The 21,259-nt window shown below is 69.1% G+C and carries 21 protein-coding genes; 9 read left to right on the plus strand and 12 right to left on the minus strand.

From position 1 onward, the window contains the following. Positions 1-15: 15 nt before the first annotated feature. The 4 genes from AruCF_RS19970 to AruCF_RS19985 all read right to left on the minus strand — a co-directional run bounded on the left by AruCF_RS19970 (position 16) and on the right by AruCF_RS19985 (position 3,981). A complete protein-coding gene (locus tag AruCF_RS19970) occupies positions 16-741 on the minus strand; it encodes a hypothetical protein (protein ID WP_049078020.1) in 726 nt (241 codons plus the stop codon). A 169-nt stretch (positions 742-910) separates the two neighbouring features. Next, positions 911-1,783, minus strand: coding sequence for an ABC transporter ATP-binding protein (locus tag AruCF_RS19975; RefSeq protein WP_049075596.1), 873 nt, complete (start codon positions 1,781-1,783; stop codon positions 911-913). Between the two features lie 4 nt (positions 1,784-1,787). Then, positions 1,788-2,639, minus strand: coding sequence for a nitrate ABC transporter permease (gene ntrB, locus AruCF_RS19980; RefSeq protein ID WP_372363989.1), 852 nt, complete (start codon positions 2,637-2,639; stop codon positions 1,788-1,790). Positions 2,640-2,685: 46 nt separating this feature from the next. Beyond that, positions 2,686-3,981, minus strand: coding sequence for a CmpA/NrtA family ABC transporter substrate-binding protein (locus AruCF_RS19985; RefSeq protein ID WP_080977471.1), 1,296 nt, complete (start codon positions 3,979-3,981; stop codon positions 2,686-2,688). 608 nt (positions 3,982-4,589) lie between these two features. Here AruCF_RS19985 and cysG point away from each other — a divergent pair. Further along, positions 4,590-6,005: a siroheme synthase CysG gene (gene cysG, locus AruCF_RS19990; RefSeq protein WP_049075598.1), complete on the plus strand. Its 1,416-nt coding sequence runs from the start codon at positions 4,590-4,592 to the stop codon at positions 6,003-6,005. A gap of 50 nt (positions 6,006-6,055) precedes the next feature. Here the strand turns inward: cysG and upp are convergent, their stop codons facing one another. The 5 genes from upp to AruCF_RS20015 all read right to left on the minus strand — a co-directional run bounded on the left by upp (position 6,056) and on the right by AruCF_RS20015 (position 11,136). Further along, complete coding sequence (gene upp / locus AruCF_RS19995) at positions 6,056-6,694, minus strand: uracil phosphoribosyltransferase (protein ID WP_020926674.1); 639 nt, start codon at positions 6,692-6,694, stop codon at positions 6,056-6,058. A gap of 123 nt (positions 6,695-6,817) precedes the next feature. Beyond that, entirely contained in the window at positions 6,818-8,266 is a 1,449-nt protein-coding gene (gene dacB, locus AruCF_RS20000; RefSeq protein ID WP_049075599.1) for a D-alanyl-D-alanine carboxypeptidase/D-alanyl-D-alanine endopeptidase, read from the minus strand. 109 nt (positions 8,267-8,375) lie between these two features. After that, positions 8,376-9,530 (minus strand): ABC transporter substrate-binding protein, encoded by a 1,155-nt coding sequence (locus tag AruCF_RS20005; RefSeq protein ID WP_049075600.1) that lies wholly within the window; start codon positions 9,528-9,530, stop codon positions 8,376-8,378. A gap of 65 nt (positions 9,531-9,595) precedes the next feature. Then, on the minus strand, positions 9,596-10,099 hold the full coding sequence (locus tag AruCF_RS20010; RefSeq protein ID WP_049075603.1) for a flavin reductase family protein: 504 nt from the start codon (positions 10,097-10,099) through the stop codon (positions 9,596-9,598). A 23-nt stretch (positions 10,100-10,122) separates the two neighbouring features. Then, positions 10,123-11,136, minus strand: a complete 1,014-nt coding sequence (locus AruCF_RS20015; protein WP_049075605.1) for an LLM class flavin-dependent oxidoreductase — start codon at positions 11,134-11,136, stop codon at positions 10,123-10,125. Between the two features lie 120 nt (positions 11,137-11,256). Between AruCF_RS20015 and AruCF_RS20020 the strand changes: the two genes are divergently transcribed. From AruCF_RS20020 to tgt, 3 genes are all read left to right on the plus strand, one after another. Continuing rightward, on the plus strand, positions 11,257-12,090 hold the full coding sequence (locus AruCF_RS20020) for an IclR family transcriptional regulator (RefSeq protein WP_049075607.1): 834 nt from the start codon (positions 11,257-11,259) through the stop codon (positions 12,088-12,090). A 234-nt stretch (positions 12,091-12,324) separates the two neighbouring features. Beyond that, positions 12,325-13,380: a tRNA preQ1(34) S-adenosylmethionine ribosyltransferase-isomerase QueA gene (gene queA / locus AruCF_RS20025; protein ID WP_083036830.1), complete on the plus strand. Its 1,056-nt coding sequence runs from the start codon at positions 12,325-12,327 to the stop codon at positions 13,378-13,380. Continuing rightward, positions 13,377-14,513, plus strand: coding sequence for a tRNA guanosine(34) transglycosylase Tgt (gene tgt / locus AruCF_RS20030; RefSeq protein WP_049075611.1), 1,137 nt, complete (start codon positions 13,377-13,379; stop codon positions 14,511-14,513). Before queA ends, tgt begins: the two co-directional genes overlap by 4 nt. A gap of 49 nt (positions 14,514-14,562) precedes the next feature. Here tgt and AruCF_RS20035 read toward each other — a convergent pair whose 3' ends face one another. Together AruCF_RS20035 and relB are read right to left on the minus strand one after the other, a co-directional pair. Continuing rightward, a complete protein-coding gene (locus AruCF_RS20035; protein ID WP_049075613.1) occupies positions 14,563-14,844 on the minus strand; it encodes a type II toxin-antitoxin system RelE/ParE family toxin in 282 nt (93 codons plus the stop codon). After that, positions 14,831-15,127, minus strand: a complete 297-nt coding sequence (gene relB, locus AruCF_RS20040) for a type II toxin-antitoxin system RelB family antitoxin (protein WP_020926666.1) — start codon at positions 15,125-15,127, stop codon at positions 14,831-14,833. The genes AruCF_RS20035 and relB overlap by 14 nt, the downstream gene beginning before the upstream one ends. Before the next feature lie 371 nt (positions 15,128-15,498). Between relB and yajC the strand changes: the two genes are divergently transcribed. From yajC to AruCF_RS20065, 5 genes are all read left to right on the plus strand, one after another. Then, positions 15,499-15,840 carry a preprotein translocase subunit YajC gene (gene yajC / locus AruCF_RS20045; protein WP_006390891.1) on the plus strand — a complete coding sequence of 114 codons (342 nt, stop codon included), beginning with the start codon at positions 15,499-15,501 and terminating at the stop codon, positions 15,838-15,840. Between the two features lie 113 nt (positions 15,841-15,953). Beyond that, positions 15,954-17,834, plus strand: a complete 1,881-nt coding sequence (gene secD, locus AruCF_RS20050; protein WP_049075615.1) for a protein translocase subunit SecD — start codon at positions 15,954-15,956, stop codon at positions 17,832-17,834. A gap of 51 nt (positions 17,835-17,885) precedes the next feature. Beyond that, entirely contained in the window at positions 17,886-18,821 is a 936-nt protein-coding gene (gene secF, locus AruCF_RS20055; RefSeq protein ID WP_049075617.1) for a protein translocase subunit SecF, read from the plus strand. A 129-nt stretch (positions 18,822-18,950) separates the two neighbouring features. After that, positions 18,951-19,628: a VOC family protein gene (locus AruCF_RS20060; protein WP_049075619.1), complete on the plus strand. Its 678-nt coding sequence runs from the start codon at positions 18,951-18,953 to the stop codon at positions 19,626-19,628. Positions 19,629-19,663: 35 nt separating this feature from the next. After that, positions 19,664-20,377: an alanyl-tRNA editing protein gene (locus AruCF_RS20065; protein ID WP_049075621.1), complete on the plus strand. Its 714-nt coding sequence runs from the start codon at positions 19,664-19,666 to the stop codon at positions 20,375-20,377. Positions 20,378-20,455: 78 nt separating this feature from the next. On the opposite strand, the gene AruCF_RS20070 is transcribed toward AruCF_RS20065, so the two are convergent. Then, the gene (locus AruCF_RS20070) at positions 20,456-21,217 is read right to left on the minus strand and encodes a phosphatase PAP2 family protein (protein WP_080977472.1); all 762 of its coding nucleotides are present in this window, start codon (positions 21,215-21,217) and stop codon (positions 20,456-20,458) included. Positions 21,218-21,259 lie beyond the last annotated feature (42 nt).

Consider the following 21,259-nt stretch of genomic DNA (forward strand, 5'->3'; position numbering starts at 1 on the left):
GCTTGCTACCGTGTGCTACTTGATTTGCGTAATCTCAACGGCGGACTTGACGCCGCCCTGGTCGATATCCTGCTTCATGACCAGGTTGACCGCGGGGCAATACCAATCGGTGACCGTGGTGTTCATGCCGGGAATGGGAATGGTCAAGCCCTGGAACGTGGCCATGGTGGGATCGGAATTGCGGGTGTAGGAAATGGGATGGCAGGACTGCTGGCCCAGCGCGGTGCTGATGCTGGCCGCGCGCCCCACGCTTTTTTCACCGATGCGCACCGTGGTGCTGGGCTGGCCGCCGACCGGCGCTTCCTTGCCGATTTTCAGACGGAACGACGAACCGGGCAGCTTCTGGCCCGGATTGAGCTTGCCGTCGTAAGCGAACAGCCCCAGCATGCGCAGGTCGAACTGGCCTTCGGAGGGGCGCGGCGCTTCGCCGGCGGTGGCGTACTTGAGGAAGGTGGCCTGGCCGCTCTTGACGGTCATCAGGTAATCGAGGCTGGACTTGCCCGGCGGCAGGCCGGCGTAGCTGAAGCGGGCCACGCCCTGCACCCGCGCGCGGCAGTTGTCGCCATTGCTTTTTGTAACCTCGGAAAAGTTCAGGTCGGCGCCCAGCGCGATGTTGCCGGACCCGGTGAGCTGGACCGCGCCGCCATCATGCATGAACTGCGCGTCGCAGACGCCGGCCTGCGCCACGCCGGCCGCGCCCAGCGCGCCGGCCACAAATACCAGGGATGCCCAATTTCGCAACGCCACAAGCCACTCCAGAAATCCAGAAAGCGCCGAGCGCTGTCCGCGCACGGCTGGCTTGATACTACACCGGTTGGCCGGCGCGGCGCATGACCGAACGTGTCAGGCCGATGACGGGCGCCGGCGCGCCGGCGAGGGCGCGCCGTGGCCCGGCGCCAGCCTCCACGCGCTAGGCCACCGCGCGCGACCCGGCCGCCTGCGACGAGGCGTCCTCCACGTCGGGCACCGCCGCCAGCACCACGGGCGCCTGGGCCCGCTCGGGATTGCCGTGGCGCCGGTGCAGGAAATCCACCACCGCCGCGCGGCACGACAGATAGACCGGGTCGTTGGCCAACCGCACCCGGTCGCGCGGGCGCGGCAAAGGCACTGGCAGGATCTCGCCGATGGTCGCGGCCGGCCCATTGGTCAGCATGACGATGCGGTCGGACAACAGCACGGCTTCGTCCACGTCGTGCGTGACCATGATGGTGGTGGTGCGGGTCTTGGCGACGATCTTGAGCAGCTCGTCCTGCAGGTGCGCGCGGGTCAGCGCGTCGAGCGCGCCGAACGGCTCGTCCATCAGCAGCACGCCCGGCTCGATCGCCAGCGCGCGGGCGATGCCGACGCGCTGCTTCATGCCGCCGGAGATCTCGCGCGGCAGCTTGTTCTGCGCCGGCAGCAGGCCGACAAGATCGAGCGCGGCGCGGGTGCGCTCGGCCAGCTGGGCGCGCTTTTCCGACGCGCCGAAAACCCGCTCCACCGCCAGGTGCACGTTCTGGAAGCAGGTCAGCCAGGGCAGCAGCGAGTGGTTCTGGAACACCACGGCGCGGTCCGGGCCGGGCCCGGTGATTTCGCGCTCGGCGCACAGCAGCACGCCGCTGGTCGGGCGGGTCAGGCCGGCGATCAGGTTCAGCAGGGTGGACTTGCCGCAGCCGGAATGGCCGATCAGGGTGATGAACTCGCCCTGCTCCACCGTCAGGTCGATGTCGCGCAGCGCGACGAAGGCGCCCTTGCGGGTGGCGAAAGTCTGGCCCACGCGTTCGATGCGTACGAATTTCTTCATGGCGCTACTCCTCGGTGTAGGTGAAGCGGCGGGCCAGCGCGACCAGCAGCGTTTCCAGGATCAGCCCGACGATGCCGATCACGAAAATGGCGATGACGATGTGCTCGACCTTCAGGTTGTTCCACTCGTCCCACAGCCAGAAGCCGATGCCGGTGCCGCCGGTCAGCATCTCGGCCGCGACGATCACCAGCCAGGCGGTGCCGATGGACAGCCGCACGCCGGTCAGCATGTAGGGCAGCACGGCGGGCAGCAGCACTTTGGTGGTGACCTTCCATTCCGACAGGTTCAGCACCCGCGCCACGTTCAGGTAGTCCTGCGGCACGCGCGACACGCCGACCGCCGTGTTGATGATCATGGGCCAGATCGAACAGATGAAAATGGCCCAGATCGCGGCCGGGTTGGCGGCCTTGAACAACAGCAGCCCCAGCGGCAGCCACGCCAGCGGCGACACCGGCCGCAGCAGGCTGACGATGGGCGAGAACATCGCCCGCACCGGCGCGTAGCGGCCGATGGCGAAACCGATCGGAATCCCCACCAGCGCGGCCAGGCCGAAACCGATGCCGACCCGCTGCAGCGAGGCCAGCAGGTTCCAGCCGATACCCTTGTCGTTGGGGCCGTTGTCGTAGAACGGATCCGAGAACAACGCCACCGCCGCCTGCCAGGTCACGCCCGGCGTGGGAATCTCCGGGATGCGCATGGCCACCACCTGCCACACCAGCACGAACAGCGCGAAACCGGCCAACGGGCCGACCACGGCGCGCAGCGCCGCTTCCAGCCGTTCGCGCCAGGCATCGGTCCAGGGGGCGGCCCGTGGCGCCGGGGCGGGGGTGGCGGACACGGGCGCGGCCCGCTCCATACTCGTTACGGTAGACATCGCGAGCTTCTCCTATGCGTGGCGGCGCTCAGGCCTTGACCTTGAAACCATCGGCGTAGGCCGCCGGGTTGCTGCCGTCCCAGACCACGCCGTCGACCAGTTTGGAACTGCGCATCTCGCTGCCTGGCACGGCGAGGCCGGCGGCCTGCGCGGCCTGCTTGTAGATGTCGATGCGGTTGACCTGGCGCGCGACGGCCAGGTAGTCGGGATGCTCCTTGAGCAGGCCCCAGCGCTTGTGCTGGGTCAGGAACCACATGCCGTCGCTCAGGTAGGGGAAGTTGGCCGCGCCGTCGCCCGAGAAGCGCATCGCGTGCGCGTCGCTCCAGCGCTTGCCCAGGCCGTCGTCGTACTGGCCCAGCATGCGGTCGATGATGCCGCTGGCGTCGGTGTTGACGTACGACTTGGCGGCGATGGTCTCGGCGGTCTTGCGGCGGTTTTCGGGCGAGGCGTCGATCCATTTGCCCGCCTCCAGAATGGCGGCGGTGACGGCGCGCGCGGTGTTCGGATGGCGCGCCACGAAGTCGGCGCTGGTGCCCAGCACCTTTTCGGGATGGTCGGTCCAGATGGCCTGGGTGGTCACGGCGGTGAAGCCGATCTTGTCGAGGATGGCGCGCGCGCCCCACGGCTCGCCCACGCAGAAGCCGTCCATGTTGCCCACCCGCATGTTGGCCACCATCTGCGGCGGCGGCACGGTGATGACCTTGGCGTCCTTCATCGGGTCGATGCCGTAGGCGGCCAGCCAGTAGTACAGCCACATGGCGTGGGTGCCGGTCGGGAAGGTCTGGGCGAAGGTGTATTCGCGCTTCTCGGAGGCCATCACCCTGGCGAGCGATTCGCCGTCGCGGGCGCCGGCCTGCAGCAGCTTGTTGGACAGGGTGATGGCCTGGCCGTTCTGGTTCAGGCTCATCAGCACGGCCATGTCCTTCTTCGGCCCGCCCACGCCCAGTTGCACGCCATAGATCAGGCCGTAGAGCACGTGGGCCATGTCCAGTTCGCCGTTGAGCAGCTTGTCGCGCACGGCGGCCCAGGACGCTTCCTTGGACGGCGTGATGGTGACGCCGTACTTCTTGTCGATGCCCAGCACCGAGGCCATCACCACCGAGGCGCAGTCGGTCAGCGGAATGAAGCCGATCTTGACCTCGGCCTTCTCGGGCGCGTCGCTGCCCGCGGCCCAGGCGCCGGCGCGCACCAGCGGGTCGACCAGCGACAGCAGGCCGGCGCCGGCCACGGCGCGCGCGGTGCCGGCCAGCCACTTGCGGCGGCTGGCGTCGGTGGTCGAATCCGGCCCCGTGGCGGCGGGAAGGCGGGGTTTCTCTGGCGTCATACGAGGCTCCTGGCAAAAAAAACGTCCCGCGCGCCGATCGGGGACAACCCGTTGGCGCTGCGGAACGTCGTTGTTCCCTGCCGCGGATCGCGGCGCTTGGCGTGGCCGGACCGCGCGCGGACCGTCCATCAACGGTTAAGCAATCGGCGTGCCAAGTGGCCGGGCACGCTCTTCGCGGCCGGCGCGCACCCGCGCGCCCATTGGGTTTGCGGCGATCCGCAAGGCCGGGCCAAGCCGGCCGGGGCGCCCCGCCCCGATGATGGCCGGCGCGCCTGGCGATCCAACTTGGTTCGCAAACGAATGCGGCAACGCACCATCGATGTGCGGGCGGCGCCGGCGGCCTCGAATCCGGCGGCTTGCCCGCGCCCCGTCTTCCCTGCGGCCCGGCACCCTCGCCCACACGGCCGCTGCCCGATGCGCGGCGTTTCTGGCTTGGCCGGGGCCTTGGCGCGGGCATGGAACTTGCATGGGTTGAGCCGGCGCGCCCCGCAAGCGGCCCGCGCCAAATAAGTTGTGGCTATATGGATTCAAGAAATCAGAAGTTGTGGGGATGAGACCCGGTCCCTATGATCGTTTGACCTACTGCCGGGTGCGCCCGAGGCCGCGTAATGAAGCTTTTCCCGATTTTTGCCGATCTGAAGGACCGGCCCGTGCTGGTCGTGGGCGGCGGCGCGGTGGCCGAGCGCAAGACGCTCGCCCTGCTCGAAGCCCATGCCGATGTCGCCGTGGGCGCGCCCGAGCTGACGCCGGCGCTGGCGGACCTGCTGGCGGCGGGCCGCATCCGCCACCTGGCGGGCCGCTTCGACCCCGCCTGGCTCGACGGCGCGTGGCTGGCCGTGGCCGCCACCGATGACCGCGGCGTCAACGCGGCGGTCTCCGACGCCGCGCGGGCCCGCCGCATCTTCAGCAACGTGGTGGACGATCCCGAACTGTCGTCGTTCCAGGTGCCGTCGATCGTCGACCGCTCGCCGGTCATCGTGGCCATTTCCTCGTCCGGCGTGGCGCCAGTGCTGGCGCGGCGCCTGCGCGAACGCATCGAATCCCTGTTCGACCACAGCCTGGGCCGCCTGGCGGGCCTGGCGGAACGCTACCGCGCGCGCATCCGCGCAGGCCACCCCGACCTGGGCGCGCGCCGCCGTTTCTATGACTGGCTGCTGGACGGGCCGGTAGCCGGCCTTCTGCGCCAGCAACGCCCGCAGGACGCTGAAGCCGCGCTGGAAGCCGCCCTGGCCCAGCCGCTGGCGCCGGCCGAAGGCAGCGTGGTGCTGGTCGGCGCCGGCCCCGGCGATCCGGGCCTGCTGACGCTGAAGGCGCTGCGCGCGCTGAACGAGGCCGACGTGATCCTGTACGACCGGCTGGTCAGCGACGACATCATGTCGCTGGCGCGCCGCGACGCCGAACGCATCTCGGTGGGCAAGCTGCCGGGCGAGGACCACCACGCCACCCAGGCGCGCATCCACGCCCTGCTTGTCGAACACGCCCGCCTGGGCCGCCGCGTGGTGCGGCTCAAGGGCGGCGACGCCTTCATCTTCGGTCGGGGCGGCGAGGAACTGGAACACCTGCGCGCGCATGGCGTGCGTTATGAGGTGGTGCCCGGCATCACCGCCGCGCTGGCCTGCGCCGCCTACGCCGGCATCCCGCTGACGCATCGCGAGCACGCGCAATCGGTGCGCCTGGTGACCGCGCACTGCCGCGAAGACGAGGACAACCTGGACTGGCCGGCGCTGGCGCGCGAACGCCAGACGCTGGCGTTCTACATGGGCGTGGGCCAATTGGAACTGCTGGCGCAGCGCCTGATCCGCCATGGCCGCGCCGCGACCACGCCGTTCGCGCTGATCGAGAACGGCAGCCGGCCCGAGCAGCGGGTGCTGTCGGGCACGCTGGAAGACCTGCCGCGTCTGGCGCGGGCGCACGCCATCCGCTCCCCCGCCCTGCTGATCGTGGGCGAGGTGGCGGGACTGGCGCAATCATTGCATTGGTTCGGCGAGCACCTGGAAGGCGCGCCGCAAAGACTGGCGGCGTAGCGGCCGGCGGCGGCTGCCGCGGGCGCCCGGCCACGCCGCCGGGGGACGACTCAATCGGTCTTCTGGGTGGTGCCGAAGATGCGGTCGCCGGCGTCGCCCAGGCCCGGCATGATGTAGCCATGCTCGTTCAGGCCGTCGTCGATGGACGCGGTGTAGATATGCACATCCGGGTGCTTGGACAGCACCGCGTCGATGCCGACCGGCGCGGCCACCAGCACCAGCGCGCGGATTTCCTTGCAGCCGGCGCGCTTGAGCAGGTCGATGGCGGCAACCATGGAGCCGCCGGTGGCCAGCATCGGGTCGACGATCAGCGCCAGGCGTTGGTCCAGTTCGCCCACCAGGCGTTCCAGGTAGGTGTGGGCTTCGAGGGTCTCTTCGTTGCGGGCCACGCCCACCACGCTGACCTTGGCGCCCGGGATCAGGCTGAGCACGCCGTCCAGCATGCCGATGCCGGCGCGCAGGATGGGCACCACGGTGACCTTCTTGCCGGCGATCTTCTCGACCTGCACGGGGCCGCACCAGCCTTCGACGGTGGCGGGCGCGAGCGGCAGGTCCTTGGACGCTTCGTAGGTGAGCAGCGCGCCCACTTCCTGCGACAGTTCACGGAAGCTCTTGGTACTGAGGTCGGCGCGGCGCATGATCCCGAGCTTGTGGCGGATCAGCGGGTGGCGGATTTCGTGCACGGGCATGTGCGTAAATCTCCAGGATTATTGATAGGCAGGGTTGGTTCGCCTCAGGCGCCGCCGCAAACATGGCGCGCGCCCGAGAATCGTAATCGGTTTACCGGGTGGATGCAGGGGGCCGCGTCAACCTTATTGTTCGGCCAGCCAGGCGATCAGGGCGTCGTCGAAGGCCCGCACGGCGCCGGCCTGCTCGTGGTTGACGATGCTGACCACCACGTAGCGCTTGCCGCTGGCTCCCAGCACGTAGCCGGCGATCGCGCGCACGTCGCGCAGCGACCCGGTCTTCAGGTGGGCCATGCCGAGGGTGCCGTCGCCCTTCATGCGGCGGCGCACCGTGCCGTCGACGCCGGCGATCGCGAGGGATGAAATGTACTCCGGCATGACGGGGGAATTCCAGGCCAGGGTCAGCATCGAGGCCAGGCTGTCGGCCGAGACCCGCGCGTCGCGCGACAGGCCGGCGCCGTTGTCGATCACCAGTTCGGGCATGTCCAGGCCCTGGCGGGCCAGCAGGTCCTTGGCCACGCTGCCACTGCTGGCCACGGTGGCCGGCCGGCGGCCCTTTTCCGCGCCCAGGGTCAGCAGCAGCGTGCGCGCCATGACGTTGTTGCTGCGCTTGTTGATCTGGCGGATAACCTCGGCCAGCGTCGGCGAATCGTGCGAAGCCAGCACCACGGCGTCGCCCGGCACCATGCCGGCGCGCACCTGGCCCTTGAAGGTGCCGCCCAGTTCCTTCCACAACAGGCGGAACAGCTCGGTGGCGTAGTCGGTCTGCGACAGCGCCAGCCGGTACAGGTCGAATTCGCCGCAGGAACCGGCCACCTTGCCGCTAACGCGCAGGGTCACGCCCTGCTGGGTGATGACCGGGTCGGTGTTGACGACGGGCGCGCCCGGGCAACGGGCGTCGCTCCATTCGACCCGGCCCTCGATCTTCAGGCCGGGCAGCGGCGGGTCGATCAGCGGCACCCACTTGTTGGCGGCCGGATCGGGGGTGAACAGGATGCGCACGGCGCCAAAGCCCACCATCAGGGCGTCGGGGCTGGCGTTGTAGGCGCGGTCCGGCGCGCCGTCGAAGGCGCCGGGGTCGGTGGCGACCTGACCGAAGATGCTGCGGTCGATCACCAGGTCGTTGATCTGCTTGACGCCGCGCAGGCGCAATTCGCGCAGCAGCACCCACAGGTCCTGCATCAGGAATTGCGGATCGCCGCCGGCGCGCAGGTAGAGCGGCCCGGGCAGCGCGCCCTTGGCGTCGGGCCGGGCGCCCGGCTCGGTCATGAAGGCGGTGCGCCAGACGTAGTTGGGGCCCAGTTCGGACAGCGCCGCCCAGGTGGTGACCAGCTTCATCACCGACGCCGGGTTGCGCGCTTCCTTGGCATTCAGCGCCGCCAGCCGCGGGCCGCCGACCTCCTGCACCACCAGCGACAGCGAACTGTCGGGCAGCTTGCTGGCCTTCCAGGCGTTGACCACGCTGGGCGGCAGCCCCGGCACCTGGGCGCAGGCGGCACTGGCGGCCAGGGCCAGCAGTCCGCCGGCCAGCCATTGCCACGGCCCGCCCACCCGCTTTTTCCCTAGTCCCGTCATGCCCTGTCCACCCGGTTGCTCGTGCTGCAAAACCGTGAGCATACAAAACCTGGGACGGTTGCGGGCGGCGGCGCGCGCCGAAAGCGCGCCGGCCGCCCCCGCGAGGGGTCTACTGTTGCAGTTTCCACTTGCCGCCGGCCACGGTGGCCATGACCAGCGCGCGCTCGTCCAGGCCGTTGTGGTCGGTCGGGCTCATGTTGACCACGCCGGTGGCGGTCGGCAGGTTCTTGACGTTCTCCAGCGCGTCCCGCAGCGCCGCGCGGAATTCCGCGGTGCCGGGCTTGGCTTTCTTGAGCGCCACCGGCACGGCCTGCTGCAGCAGCAGGCCGATGTCCCACGTGTAGGCGGCGAACAGCGACACGCTGCCCGGACCGTTGGCGGCCTCGTACTTTTTGGCGAAGGCCTGGGCCGTGGCCTTGACCGGATGGGTGTCCGGCAGCAGATCGGCCACCATCACCGGCCCCACCGGCACCCAGGCGCCGTCGCAGGCCGCGCCGCAGACGCGCAGGAAGTCGTTGTTGGCCACGCCGTGGTTGAAGTAGATCTTGCCCTTGAAGCCGCGTTCGCGCAGGGCCCGCGCCGGCATCGCCGCCGGCGTGCCGGAGGCGCCCACCACCACGGCGTCGGGGGCGGCGGCGACCAGCTTCAGCGTCTGCGCCACCGCCGAGGTGTCGGTGGGCGCGAAGCTTTCCTTGCCGACGATCTCGATGCCGTGCTGCTTGGCGGCCTTTTCCACTTCCACCCAGAAGGTTTCGCCCAGGGCGTTGTTGAAACCGATGAAGGCCAGCTTCTTGACGCCGTTGGCGGCAGCGTGGCGGGCGATGCCCTCGGCCATCAGGGAATCGGAGTGCGGCGTCTTGAAGACCCAGCGGCGCTTGTCATCCACCGGGTCGATCAGGCGCGCCGACGAGGCCAGCGTGATGACCGGGGTGGCGCCGCTGGCCACGGTGTCCAGCATGGCCATGGTATTGGGGGTGGTGGAGGAGCCGATGATGAGGTCGGCCTGGTTTTCCGAGATCAGCTTGTGCGAATTGCTGACCGCGCGGGTGGTGTCGGAGGCGTCGTCCAGCACCACGTATTCGACCTTGGCGCCGCCGATCTCGGTGGGCAACAGGCTGATGGTGTTGCGTTCGGGAATGCCCAGCGAGGCCTGGGGACCAGTGGTGGACAGGGTGGCGCCGATCTTCACCTGCGCCAGCGCGGGCGCGGCGGCCGCGACCAGCAGGGCCGCCAGCGCGGCCGTCAGAGTGCTACGAGGGGTCATGCGGTGTCTCCTTTGGGGCGCGGATATCGTTATGCGTCTTGCCGATCCGCTACGGCGTAAAAACGTTATACGACGGGATCCCCCAGGTGCGACAGGAAGGCTCCATTATGGAAAACCAGGGCGCCGCCGTGGTCGTCCGGGGCGTGCAGGCGGCGCACCTCGCCGATCAGCACGGCGTGGTCGCCCACCTCCAGCACCTGGCGGGTGGCGCACTCGAAGCGGGCGGCGCACGCGTCGAACACGGGAATGCCGTCCTCGGTGGCGTACCAGTCGAGCCCGGCGTAGCGGTCGGCCACCGGCTGCGAGAACACCCGCGCCAGGTCGCGCTGCGGCGCCCCCAGCACATGGATGGCGAAGCCGCCGCGCGCGGTGAAGTCGGCGTAGTGGAGGCTGGCGCGGCGCAGGCTCCACAGCACCAGCGGCGGCTCCAGGGAGACCGGGGCGAAGGAATTGACGGTCAGGCCGATCGGCCCGTCGGCGCCGGCGGCGGTCACCACCGTGACGCCGGTGGCGTAGCGCCCCAGCGCCCGGCGCAAGCGGGCCGGGCTGAGATCGTGGCTGGCGCGCATGGCGGCTCCCGCGTGCCCCGCGATCAGGCCGGCACCGCGCGGACCGGGCGCACGCCCGACAGCGGCAGGGCCTCGGCCATCAGCCGCTGCATCGAGTCCAGCACCCGGTCCTGCGGCATCAGGCCGAAATTGTGCAGGCTCATGACGTGGTCCAGGCCCATGTCGGCCAGCCGCGCCAGCTTGTCGGCCACGGTGCGGGCCGAGCCGAACAGCGACAGGCCGCTGGCGATGATGTCGTCGTAGACCTGCTTGCGCGCATACAAGCGGGTGTCCACGTACAGGTCGAAGGCGCGGGCGGCGCGTTCACGGGCCTGCGCGTCGGTTTCCGCCACGTGGGTGTGCAGCGCCACCGCCGCCATGCCGCTGGCATCCTCGATGCCGGCCTCGGCCAGGCCGCGGCGGTAGTCCTGCATCATCAGGCCGATCTCTTCGAAGTTGTCCACCGCTGCGTAGGGCACGAACAGCATGCGGCGGCCCTGGCGGCCGACGTGGTAGGCGGCCTCGCGGCGCAGGATCGCCACGTACACCGGCACCGGCTGCTGCACCGGCTGCACGTTCAGGCGCACCGCGTGGATGCGGTTGAACTTGCCTTCATGACTGACGCGCTCGCCGGCCAGCAGGCGCTCGACCAGCATCAGGTTCTCGTCGAAGCGCTCGCGCTTGGTGGCCGGATCCACGTCGTAGCCCTCGAACTCGTGCTTCAGGTAGCCCGACCCCACGCCCAGCGACAGCCTGCCTTGCGAAAGCTGGTCCACCAGGGCATAGTTTTCGGCCACCGTCAGCGGGTTGTGGAAGGTCAGGATGGAGATCGCCGTGCCCAGCCGCAGCCGCGTCGTCTGCTGCGACAGCGCCGCCAGGAACACCGCCGGATTCGGCACCGCGCCGTATTCATGGAAATGGTGCTCGGCCACCCAGAAGGTGTCGTAGCCCAGCTGTTCGGCGCGGCGCGCCTGCTCCAGCACCTGGCCGTAGAGCTGGCCCAGGCCGCGGGGCTGGTCGGGGTAATGGTCCTGCACCGAGAAGATGGACATCTTCATTGCTTGTCTCCGTCTTTGTCCGTCCGCGCCCCGGGCCGGTCATCCAGCCCGGATGTTTGTCTGCCACGGCACGCTGATGTATTTTTTAGTGATACACGTATTCTAATAAGAGACGAACTGATGTCAACAGAAAGCAGCACCGGGATCCAGTCCGCCGAAATCGCCCTGGACGTCCTGACCCGCCTGGCGGAGCTGGGCGGCGCCGTGTCGGTGTCGGAACTGGGCCGCAGCCTGGACATGCCGCGCGCCAAGGCGCACCGCTACCTGGTGTCGCTGGAGCGGCGCGGCTACGTCGAGCAGGACCCGGCCAGCGCCCGCTACCGGCTCGGACCGCAGGCCCTGCACACCGGACTGGCGGCGCTGGCGGAAGTGGATTTCGTCAAGCTGGCGGCCGGCGGCCTGGAAGACCTGAGCGCGGCCATCGGCCAGACCGTCTTCATCTCGGTCTGGGGCCAGCACGGACCCACCATCGTGCAGTGGCGCGACGCGCGGCTGCCGGTCACGGTCAACGTGCGCGTCGGCTCGGTGCTGCCGCTGCTCAACAGCGCCACTGGACGGGTCTTCGCGGCCTGGCTGCCGGAGGCGCTGGCGCTGCCGCGCGCGCTGGCCGAATGGGACACAGCGCGGCGCCAGGGCGGCGACGCCGCGGCGTTGCTGGACGACCCCGCCGCCGCCGGCCTGCCGCTCGACCCGGCCGACCCGGCCGCAGCGCTGCGGGCGCGCTGGCAGGCCACGCGCCAGCGCGGCTACGCCAGCGTCAGCGGCCACCTGCTGCACGGCATCGACTCGGCCGCGCTGCCAGTGCTGGACGCCCAGGGCCAGCTGGCCGGGGCCATCACCGGGCTGGGACTGCACGGCGGCTTCGACCTGGCGCCGGACGGCGCGCCGCTGCGGGCCCTGATGGCGGCCGCGGCCGACTGCTCGCGCCGGCTAGGTTGGCGCGGCGGGCGCTAAGGCGCCGCGCCAGCCCCCGGCGCACCTTCCCCTGAAAGTCGCCCGCCCTCGTCTTGCCATCCTCGCTGGCGCGGGCATGGCCATCGCCGGCCGCCCCGCCCTTTTCGCCAGCCCCTTTACAATAGACAGTTGCCCAGAGCCGAGCCGACAGGTCCGGCTCGCTTTTTTGCCGCCGCCCATCCGGCGGCCCGGCGGCCGGCCCAGGCCGCGCCCGCCCCTGATACCGATACCCGCGTGCAAGCCCTTACCGTTTCCGATTTCGACTACGAGCTGCCTCCCGAGCTCATCGCGCAGACGCCCGCCGCCCAGCGCACGGGCAGCCGCCTGCTGCACCTGTATGGCGCCAGTCAACTGCATGACCGCCAGTTCGCCGACCTGGAAAAACTGCTGCGCCCCGGCGACCTGCTGGTGTTCAACGACACCCGCGTCATCAAGGCGCGCCTGGCCGGCCACAAGATCACCGGCGGCAAGGTCGAGGTGCTGGTCGAACGCATCATCGACACCGACCGCGCCCTGGCGCACGTGCGCGCCAGCAAGTCGCCCGGCGCCGGCATGGTGCTGCGGCTGGCCGACGCCTTCGACGCCACGGTGCTGGGCCGCGAGGGCGAGCTGTTCGACATCCGCTTTCCCGGGCCGGTGCTGGAATTGCTGGACGCCCACGGCGCCACGCCGCTGCCGCCCTACATCACGCACGCCGCCGACGCCGGCGACGACGACCGCTACCAGACCGTCTACGCCCGCGAGCCGGGCGCGGTGGCGGCCCCGACCGCCGGCCTGCACTTCGACCAGCCCACCCTGGACCGCCTGGCGGCGCTGGGCGTGGAACGCGCCTTCGTCACGCTGCACGTCGGCGCCGGCACCTTCCAGCCGGTGCGTGTGGACAACCTGGCCGACCACGTCATGCACGCCGAATGGTTCACCGTGCCGCAGGCCACGGTGGACGCCATCGCCGCAACGCGCGCCCGCGGCGGCCGCGTGATCGCGGTCGGCACCACCAGCGTGCGCGCCCTGGAATCGGCCGCCGCCCAAACCGAGGGCCGCACCGCCCCCGGCCTGCCGCTGGCCGCCGCCCAAGGCGACACGCGCCTGTTCATCACCCCCGGCTACCAGTACCGCGTCATCGACGCGCTGGTCACCAACTTCCACCTGCCCCAGTCGACCCTGCTGATGCTGGTGTCGGCGCTGGCCGGCGTCGAGCCGATCCGCCGCGCCTACGCCCACGCCGTCGCCCAGCGCTACCGCTTCTTCAGCTACGGCGACGCCATGTTCATCGAATCCCCCGCCCCATGACCGGACTGAATTTCGAACTGCTCGCCACCGACGGCGGCGCCCGCCGCGGCCGCATCACGCTCAACCACGGCGTGGTGGAAACGCCCATCTTCATGCCCGTGGGCACCTACGGCAGCGTCAAGGCCATGATGCCGCACGAGCTCAAGGAGATCGGTTCGCAGATCGTGCTGGGCAACACCTTCCACCTGTGGCTGCGCCCCGGCACGGAAATCATGGAAAAGCATGGCGGCCTGCACGGCTTCATGCAGTGGGACAAGCCGATCCTGACCGACTCGGGCGGTTTCCAGGTGTTCAGCCTGCAGGGCATGCGCAAGATCACCGAGGAAGGCGTGAAGTTCGCCTCGCCCATCGACGGCGCCCGCCTGTTCCTGACGCCCGAGGAATCGATGCGCATCCAGCGCTCGCTGAACTCGGACATTGTCATGGTGTTCGACGAGTGCACGCCCTACGAGATCGACGGCCGCCCCGCGACCGTCGAGGAAGCGGCCCGCTCGATGCGCATGTCGCTGCGCTGGGCGCGCCGCTCGCGCGAGGAATTCGACCGGCTGCAGAACCCCAACGCGCTGTTCGGCATCGTGCAGGGCGGCATGTACGAGTCGCTGCGCGACGAGTCCCTGGCCGGCCTGCAGGACATCGGTTTCCACGGCTACGCCATCGGCGGGCTGTCGGTGGGCGAGCCCAAGGAAGACATGATGCGCATCCTGGCGCACGTGACGCCCAAGCTGCCGGCCCAGGCGCCGCGCTATCTGATGGGCGTGGGCACGCCGGAAGACCTGGTCGAGGGCGTGAGCCGCGGCGTCGACATGTTCGACTGCGTCATGCCGACCCGCAACGCCCGCAACGGCTGGCTGTTCACCCGCTTCGGCGACGTCAAGATCCGCAACGCCAAGTACCGAGACGACACCCGTCCGCTGGACCCGAGCTGCGCCTGCCACACCTGCGCCAACTTCTCGCGCGCCTATCTGCACCACCTGCAGCGCGCCAACGAGATCACCGGCGCGCGCCTGAACACGCTGCACAACCTGCATTTCTACCTGAGCATCATGAAGGAAATGCGCGAGGCCATCGCCGAGGGCCGCTTCGAGGCCTGGCGCGCGCAGTTCGCGGCCGACCGGGCGCGCGGGGTGGAGTAGCGGGACGCTGTGCCGCTCGCGGTTCGCGCTCAGCGGCGCGACGAGAGAATCACTGCGGCGGCCATTGCTGCGCGGCATGCAGGATGCGCAGGATCCGCACGGCCAGCGCATCCGCCGCATACACGATGATGTAATTCGCGCGGACGACCATTTCGCGGGTACCGGCGATCCTGCCGGGGCGGTACAGCCCGGGATGGGCGGGCAGTTGCGCCGCCTTCGTTTCAATATCGTCTTTCAGACGCTGGGCAGCGTCTGGATTGTCATCCGAGATGTAGTCGACTATGGCCAACAGATCGGCCCTGGCGACAGACGACCACTCAACTGCGGGCACGGCGCTTCCTGTCGATCAGCGCCTGGGCCTCGTCCATGACCTGCTGGTGCGGAACGGCCGGCCCGGTGTCGGCCAGGGCTTCCTGAACTTTGGCGCGGAACCACGCGTCGTGCGCCTGGGCATCGGTGGTCAATCCGGCGGGCAGGCCGCCCTCCTTGGCCACCCGCGTGAGCAGGATGCGCACGGCGTCGGAAATCGTCAGGCCGAATTCGGCCAGCTTTTCGGTGGCGTCGGCTTTGAGCTTGTCGTCCACGCGGACGTGGAGCATCGAGGTCTGGGGCATGGCGACTCCTGCGATAGATGTCGAGCCAGTGTATCTCAATTGAGATACTTTCCCGCCACCAACCGCGCATTTTGCATCCACCATACAGGGAGAACCCGAACAAGGACTTTTGTTTCGCGTTTCCGCCCTCATCACTGCGCACAGGACGAACTCTACGCCAGAACGGCCGCCCCGCCGCCGGCCCCCCCAAGGCGGGGCAGCCCCCTCGGGGGGGCAGCTAGCGCACCACGTGCGCGCGGCGTGGGGACCCTTAAACCTCGCTACAATAGTCGGCTTGCCCTATCCATGGCTCGCGCGGGGATGGGCGCAGAACAAGATCGTCGACAGCACGATACAAACAAACCCAAACAGACCAAACGCAGGAGAATTACATGTCCGCTATCGATACCGCCAGCCTCGTCGTGGCCCAGGCCGCTCCCGAAGGCAATGCGCTGATGGGCATGCTGCCCATCATCCTGATGTTCGTGATCCTCTATTTCCTGATGATCCGTCCCCAGATGAAGCGCCAGAAGGAACACCGCAACCTCATCGCCGCCCTGGCCAAGGGCGACGAAGTCGTGACCGCCGGCGGCATGCTGGGCAAGGTCACCAAGGTGAACGACAGCTACGTCACCGTCGAAGTCTCGGAACTGGCCGACAAGCCGGTCGAGATCATCATGCAGAAGTCGTCGGTGTCGACCGTTCTGCCCAAGGGAACCATCAAGGCCCTGTAAGCGTCCCATAGGAGCTCCGCCGCCGGGCCCCGGGCCCGCGGCAGCTGCCCCGCCGCCCGCCGCGCCAGCCGCCCGGGCGGCCTTTTCTCCACTCTTACATGACGTAGCCGGCAATGAACCGCTATCCCCTCTGGAAGTACATTACGGTCCTGATTGCGGTCCTTATCGGCCTGCTGTATACGCTTCCCAATTTCTACGGCGAGTCGCCCGCCGTCCAGGTTTCCAGCGCCAAGGCCACCATCAAGGTGGATCCGGCCATGCGTGACCGGGTCGAGCAGGTACTGGCCGACGCCAAGATCCCCAACGACGGGGTCTACTACGAACAGAACGGCACGCTCGGCACCGTGCGCGCCCGCTTCACGTCGACCGACCTGCAACTGCAGGCGCGCGACCTGATCGACAAATCCCTCAACACCGTCCAAGGCGACCCGCACTACACCGTGGCGCTGAACCTGCTGCCGGCCTCGCCCAGCTGGATGCGCGCGATGGGCTGGTTCGCCCCCAAGCCCATGTACCTGGGCCTGGACCTGCGCGGCGGCGTGCACTTCCTGCTGCAAGTGGACATGCAGGGCGCGCTGACCGCCCGCTACGACTCGCTGGCCGCCGACGTGCGCTCGGTGCTGCGCGACCAGAAGGTCAACGTGGCCGGCGTCGAGCGTTCCGGCATGAGCGTGGCCGCCAGCTTCGCCAGCGCGCAGGACCGCGACCGCGCCATCTCGACGCTGCGCAGCCGCCTGCCCGACCTGGAATTCACCGAAAGCGAAGAGAACGGCAAGCTGCTGCTGCTGGGCGCGCTGAACCCGGCCGCCGTCACCCGCGTGCAGGACTCGGCCCTCAAGCAGAACATCAACACGCTGCACAACCGGATCAACGAACTGGGCGTGGCCGAACCGGTCATCCAGCAGCAGGGTTCGGACCGCATCGTGGTGCAGCTGCCCGGCGTGCAAGACGTGGCCAAGGCCAAGGAACTGCTGGGCCGCACCGCCACCCTCGAAATCCGCATGGTCGACGACTCGCCCGCCGCGCAGGCCGCGCTGCTGGGCGGCTCGGTGCCGTTCGGCCTGGAGCGCTACTCCGACCGCGACGGCCGCCCGATCCTGGTGCGCCGCCAGGTGGTCCTGACCGGTGAGAACCTGCAGGACGCCCAGCCCGGCCGCGATTCGCAGACCCAGCAGGCCGCCGTGCACCTGACGCTGGACTCCAAGGGCGCTCGCATCTTCCGCGACGTCACCCGCGACAACATCGGCAAGCGCATGGCCATCCTGCTGTTCGAGAACGGCAAGGGCGAAGTGGTCACGGCCCCGGTCATCCGCAGTGAAATCGCCGGCGGCCAGGTGCAGATCTCGGGCAGCATGAGCTCCGAGGAAGCCGCCGACACCGCCCTGCTGCTGCGCGCCGGCGCGCTGGCCGCGCCGATGTCGATCATCGAGGAACGCACCATCGGCCCGAGCCTGGGCGCCGACAACATCTCGAAGGGCTTCCATTCGACGCTGTACGGCTTCCTGGCGATCGCCGTCTTCATCATCATCTACTACCACCTGTTCGGCGTGTTCTCGACCGTCGGCCTGACCCTGAACGTGCTGCTGCTGCTGGCCCTGCTGTCGATGCTGCAGGCCACGCTGACGCTGCCAGGCATCGCCGCCATCGCGCTGACACTGGGCATGGCGATCGACTCGAACGTGCTGATCAACGAGCGGATACGGGAAGAATTGCGCAACGGGGCAACGCCGCAACAGGCCATCCACCATGGCTTCGAGCGCGCCTGGGGCACGATTCTCGACTCCAACCTCACCACGCTGATTGTCGGCCTGGCCCTGCTGGCCTTCGGTTCCGGCCCGATCCGCGGCTTCGCGGTGGTCCATTGCCTGGGCATCCTGACCTCGATGTTCTCGTCCGTCGTGGGCGTGCGCGCGCTGGCCAACCTCTGGTATGGCCGCAAGAAGAAGCTCACGTCGATCTCCATCGGCGAAGTCTGGAAGCCGAAGACCAACTGAACATGCGCGCGGGCGGCCACGCCGCCCGCCGCCGAATAGCCAGGGCAAAACATGGAATTTTTCCGGATTCACCGCACCATCCCGTTCATGCGCCACGCGCTGGTGCTGAACATCATCAGCCTCGTCACCTTCGTGGCGGCGGTCTTCTTCATCATTACGCGCGGCTTCCACCTGTCGATCGAATTCACCGGCGGCACGGTCATGGAAGTCAACTACGCCCAGACGGCGCAGCTTGAAAACGTACGCGGCGTGGTCTCGAAGCTGGGCTACACCGACTTCCAGGTGCAGAACTTCGGCACCTCGCACGACGTCATGATCCGCCTGCCCCTGCAGGAAGGCCAGACGTCGGCCACCCAGAGCGAAACCGTCATGGCCGCGCTCAAGGCCGCCGACCAGGGCGTGGAGCTGCGCCGCGTCGAGTTCGTCGGTCCGCAGGTCGGCCAGGAACTGCTGCACAACGGCCTGATGGCCCTGCTGGTGGTGGTCATCGGCATCATGGTCTACCTGGGCTTCCGCTTCGAATGGAAGTTCGCGGTGGCCGGCGTGATCGCCAACCTGCACGACGTGGTCATCATCCTGGGCTTCTTCGCCTTCTTCCAATGGGAGTTCTCGCTGTCCGTGCTGGCGGGCGTGCTGGCGGTGCTGGGCTACTCGGTGAACGAATCCGTGGTCATCATGGACCGGATCCGCGAGAACTTCCGCAAGTACCGCAAGGCGGACGTGCAGGAAGTCATCAACAGCGCCATCACGCAGACCATCTCGCGCACCATCATCACCCACGGTTCGACCCAGATGATGGTGCTGGCGATGCTGTTCTTCGGCGGCCCCACCCTGCACTACTTCGCCATGGCCCTGACCATCGGCATCTGGTTCGGCATCTACTCGTCGGTGTTCGTCGCCGCCGCGCTGGCCATGTGGATGGGCGTCAAGCGCGAAGACCTGATCAAGCCGGTCAAGAAGGAAGGCGAGGAAGGCGAAGTCGCCTGAGCCGTTTCCCTTTTTTGGAAAACCCGCCCGCGTGGCGGGTTTTTTTATGCTTGGCAAGGCCACTGTACAGACGCCTCGCCCACCCGCTGTACGGGTACGACCGCCCCCTTATTCGCTACCATAGGCCTCATGAAACTGGCTCTCGATCATCTCGTCGTCGCCGCCGCCGACCTGGACAGCGGCACGCGCCACGTGGCCGACCTGCTGGGCATCGCGCCCACGGGCGGCGGCGCGCATCCCCGCATGGGCACCCACAACCGCGTGCTGGGCATGGCGGGCGGCGTGTACCTGGAAGTGATCGCCATCGACCCGGACGCCCCCGCGCCACAGCGGCCGCGCTGGTTCGGGCTGGACCAGCCGGCCATGCGGGCGCGCCTGGCCGAAGGGCCGTTCCTGGCGCACTGGGCGGCGCGCGTCGAGGCGCCCGCTGACCTGAGCGCATGGCAGGCGCGGCACCCCGATCGCATCGCGCCCGCCATCCCCATGACCCGCGGCGACCTGCGCTGGCGGCTCACGGTGCCGGACGACGGCAGCCTGCCCGCCTGGCGCGAGGGCGGCCAGGCGGCCGGCGACGGCCTGCTGCCGACCCTGATCCAGTGGGACGTGCCAGCCTATCCCGGCGTCAGCCTGCCGCGCCAGCCGCTGACGCTGCGCGCCCTGACCGCCACCCATCCGCATGCCGCGCTGCTGCGCCAGGGGCTGGCCTGGCTGGGCGCGGACGCGCTCATCGCCATCGAGCAGGCCGACGGCCCGCCACGCCTGCAGGCCGCCATCGAGACCGACCGGGGCATCCGGATCCTGGCCTGACCCACACCACACAGAAAGACAACGGAGACATCCCCATGAGCGTCACCCTCAAGCGCTTCGACGACGCGCCCTACGAGCAGCAGTGCGAGGCCACCGTCATCGCCGTCGGCGCCGACGGCGTCGAACTGGACCAGACCCTCTGCTACGCCCGCAGCGGCGGGCAGGCCGGCGACAGCGGCACGCTGACGCTGGCCGATGGCCGCGCGCTGCCGGTGGCCGACACCATCTACGCCGACGACCGCCGCCGCATCCTGCACGTGCTGGCCGAGGGCGCCGCGGCGCCGCAGGTCGGCGACCGCGTCACCGTGCGCATCGACTGGCCGCGCCGCCACCGGCTGATGCGCCTGCACACCTGTCTGCACCTGCTCGGTTCGCTGGTGCCGGCGCCCGTCACCGGCTGCAGCATTTCGCCCGACTCGGCCCGCATCGACTTCGACCTGCCCGAGTCGACGCTCGACAAGGCCGACCTGACCGAGCGCCTGAACACGCTGATCCAGGCCCGCACCGACGTCACCGTCAACACCATCACGCCCGAGGAACTGGCGGCGCAGCCCGACCTGGTGCGCACGGTCGGCGCCGCCCCGCCCGGCGGCGCGGCGCGCATCCGCATCATCGAGATCCCCGGCGTGGACCGCCAGCCCTGTGGCGGCACGCACGTGGCCAACACCGGCGAGATCGGCCCGGTCACGGTCACCAAGATCGAAAAGAAGAGCCGCACCAACCGCCGCGTGGTGGTGGCGTTCGCCTGAACCTTGCCGCCAACGAAAATGGCCGCCATGCAGGCGGCCATTTTCATTGAGGTCCGTCGGCGGCGCCTCGCGGCGCGCTCAGCCCTTTTTCCACCAGCGCCACGGCGCGCGCAGCGGCCACTGGTACTTGCTACAGAGCACCCGCGGCGCCAGCAGATGGCCGACCGCGATGGCGATCGCGGCGGCGGTCAGCACGTCGGAGAGGTAGTGATCCAGGTTGACCAGGCGGCTGGCGGCGACCAGCGCGGCCAGCGACAGAAAGGCCCAGCGCCAGCGCGGCGCCAGGATGCCGAGCGTCACCGCCACCGCGAAGGCGGCGTAGGTGTGGCTGGAAGGAAAGGAATTGAACTGGTTGGCGCGCGAGAACGCTTCGCCCAGCCCGTAGATGCCCTTCTCGAAAAACAGCTCGGGGCGCGCCCGCGCCACCGAACGCTTGAGCACCAGCACCACCAGTCCACCCACGGCCATGGTCGACAGCATCAGCAGGCTGCCGCGCGCCATGCTGGCGTAGCTCATGCGCACCGGATTGCGCCAGCCGCGCGCCAGGCCGATCAGGCCGACCACGTAGAAGGCCAGCGCCACGCCGATATAGCGGCCGCTTTCACCCAGTTCACCGATCCACTCGAACGAGGTGTTGACGCCATCGCTGACCGATTGCCGGATCCAGATCGCCAGCGGCAGGTCGACCCACCGGGCACAGGCCGCCGCCACCACGGCCACGCCCAACCCGGCCAGCAGCCAGGCGGTGGTCGAGAGGGGGTTGCGGAACTCGTCCGCCGCGGCGACCGCGGCGCCGGGCGCGAGCGTGGCGGCCGGCGGAAGGGAGGGATTCGTCGTCATCGGACCGGTCGCGTAAAGATAATTGTTCTCGGAAAGGGAATC

The sequence above is a fragment of the Achromobacter ruhlandii genome (genome assembly GCF_002082135.1).
Lineage (GTDB): Bacteria > Pseudomonadota > Gammaproteobacteria > Burkholderiales > Burkholderiaceae_B > Achromobacter > Achromobacter ruhlandii.

Bases quoted from the DNA above. Each gene is read 5' to 3' on its own strand.
- AruCF_RS20065 (WP_049075621.1), top strand. From the start codon at position 19,664: ATGAGCGTCACCCTCAAGCGCTTCGACGACGCGCCCTACGAGCAGCAG.
- AruCF_RS20015 (WP_049075605.1), bottom strand. From the start codon at position 11,136: ATGAAGATGTCCATCTTCTCGGTGCAGGACCATTACCCCGACCAGCCC.
- relB (WP_020926666.1), bottom strand. From the start codon at position 15,127: ATGCCCCAGACCTCGATGCTCCACGTCCGCGTGGACGACAAGCTCAAA.
- tgt (WP_049075611.1), top strand. From the start codon at position 13,377: ATGACCGGACTGAATTTCGAACTGCTCGCCACCGACGGCGGCGCCCGC.
- dacB (WP_049075599.1), bottom strand. From the start codon at position 8,266: ATGACGGGACTAGGGAAAAAGCGGGTGGGCGGGCCGTGGCAATGGCTG.
- AruCF_RS20005 (WP_049075600.1), bottom strand. From the start codon at position 9,530: ATGACCCCTCGTAGCACTCTGACGGCCGCGCTGGCGGCCCTGCTGGTC.
- cysG (WP_049075598.1), top strand. From the start codon at position 4,590: ATGAAGCTTTTCCCGATTTTTGCCGATCTGAAGGACCGGCCCGTGCTG.
- AruCF_RS20070 (WP_080977472.1), bottom strand. From the start codon at position 21,217: ATGACGACGAATCCCTCCCTTCCGCCGGCCGCCACGCTCGCGCCCGGC.
- AruCF_RS20010 (WP_049075603.1), bottom strand. From the start codon at position 10,099: ATGCGCGCCAGCCACGATCTCAGCCCGGCCCGCTTGCGCCGGGCGCTG.
- ntrB (WP_372363989.1), bottom strand. From the start codon at position 2,639: ATGGAGCGGGCCGCGCCCGTGTCCGCCACCCCCGCCCCGGCGCCACGG.
- AruCF_RS19985 (WP_080977471.1), bottom strand. From the start codon at position 3,981: ATGACGCCAGAGAAACCCCGCCTTCCCGCCGCCACGGGGCCGGATTCG.
- yajC (WP_006390891.1), top strand. From the start codon at position 15,499: ATGTCCGCTATCGATACCGCCAGCCTCGTCGTGGCCCAGGCCGCTCCC.
- upp (WP_020926674.1), bottom strand. From the start codon at position 6,694: ATGCCCGTGCACGAAATCCGCCACCCGCTGATCCGCCACAAGCTCGGG.
- AruCF_RS20060 (WP_049075619.1), top strand. From the start codon at position 18,951: ATGAAACTGGCTCTCGATCATCTCGTCGTCGCCGCCGCCGACCTGGAC.
- AruCF_RS20020 (WP_049075607.1), top strand. From the start codon at position 11,257: ATGTCAACAGAAAGCAGCACCGGGATCCAGTCCGCCGAAATCGCCCTG.
- secF (WP_049075617.1), top strand. From the start codon at position 17,886: ATGGAATTTTTCCGGATTCACCGCACCATCCCGTTCATGCGCCACGCG.
- AruCF_RS19975 (WP_049075596.1), bottom strand. From the start codon at position 1,783: ATGAAGAAATTCGTACGCATCGAACGCGTGGGCCAGACTTTCGCCACC.
- secD (WP_049075615.1), top strand. From the start codon at position 15,954: ATGAACCGCTATCCCCTCTGGAAGTACATTACGGTCCTGATTGCGGTC.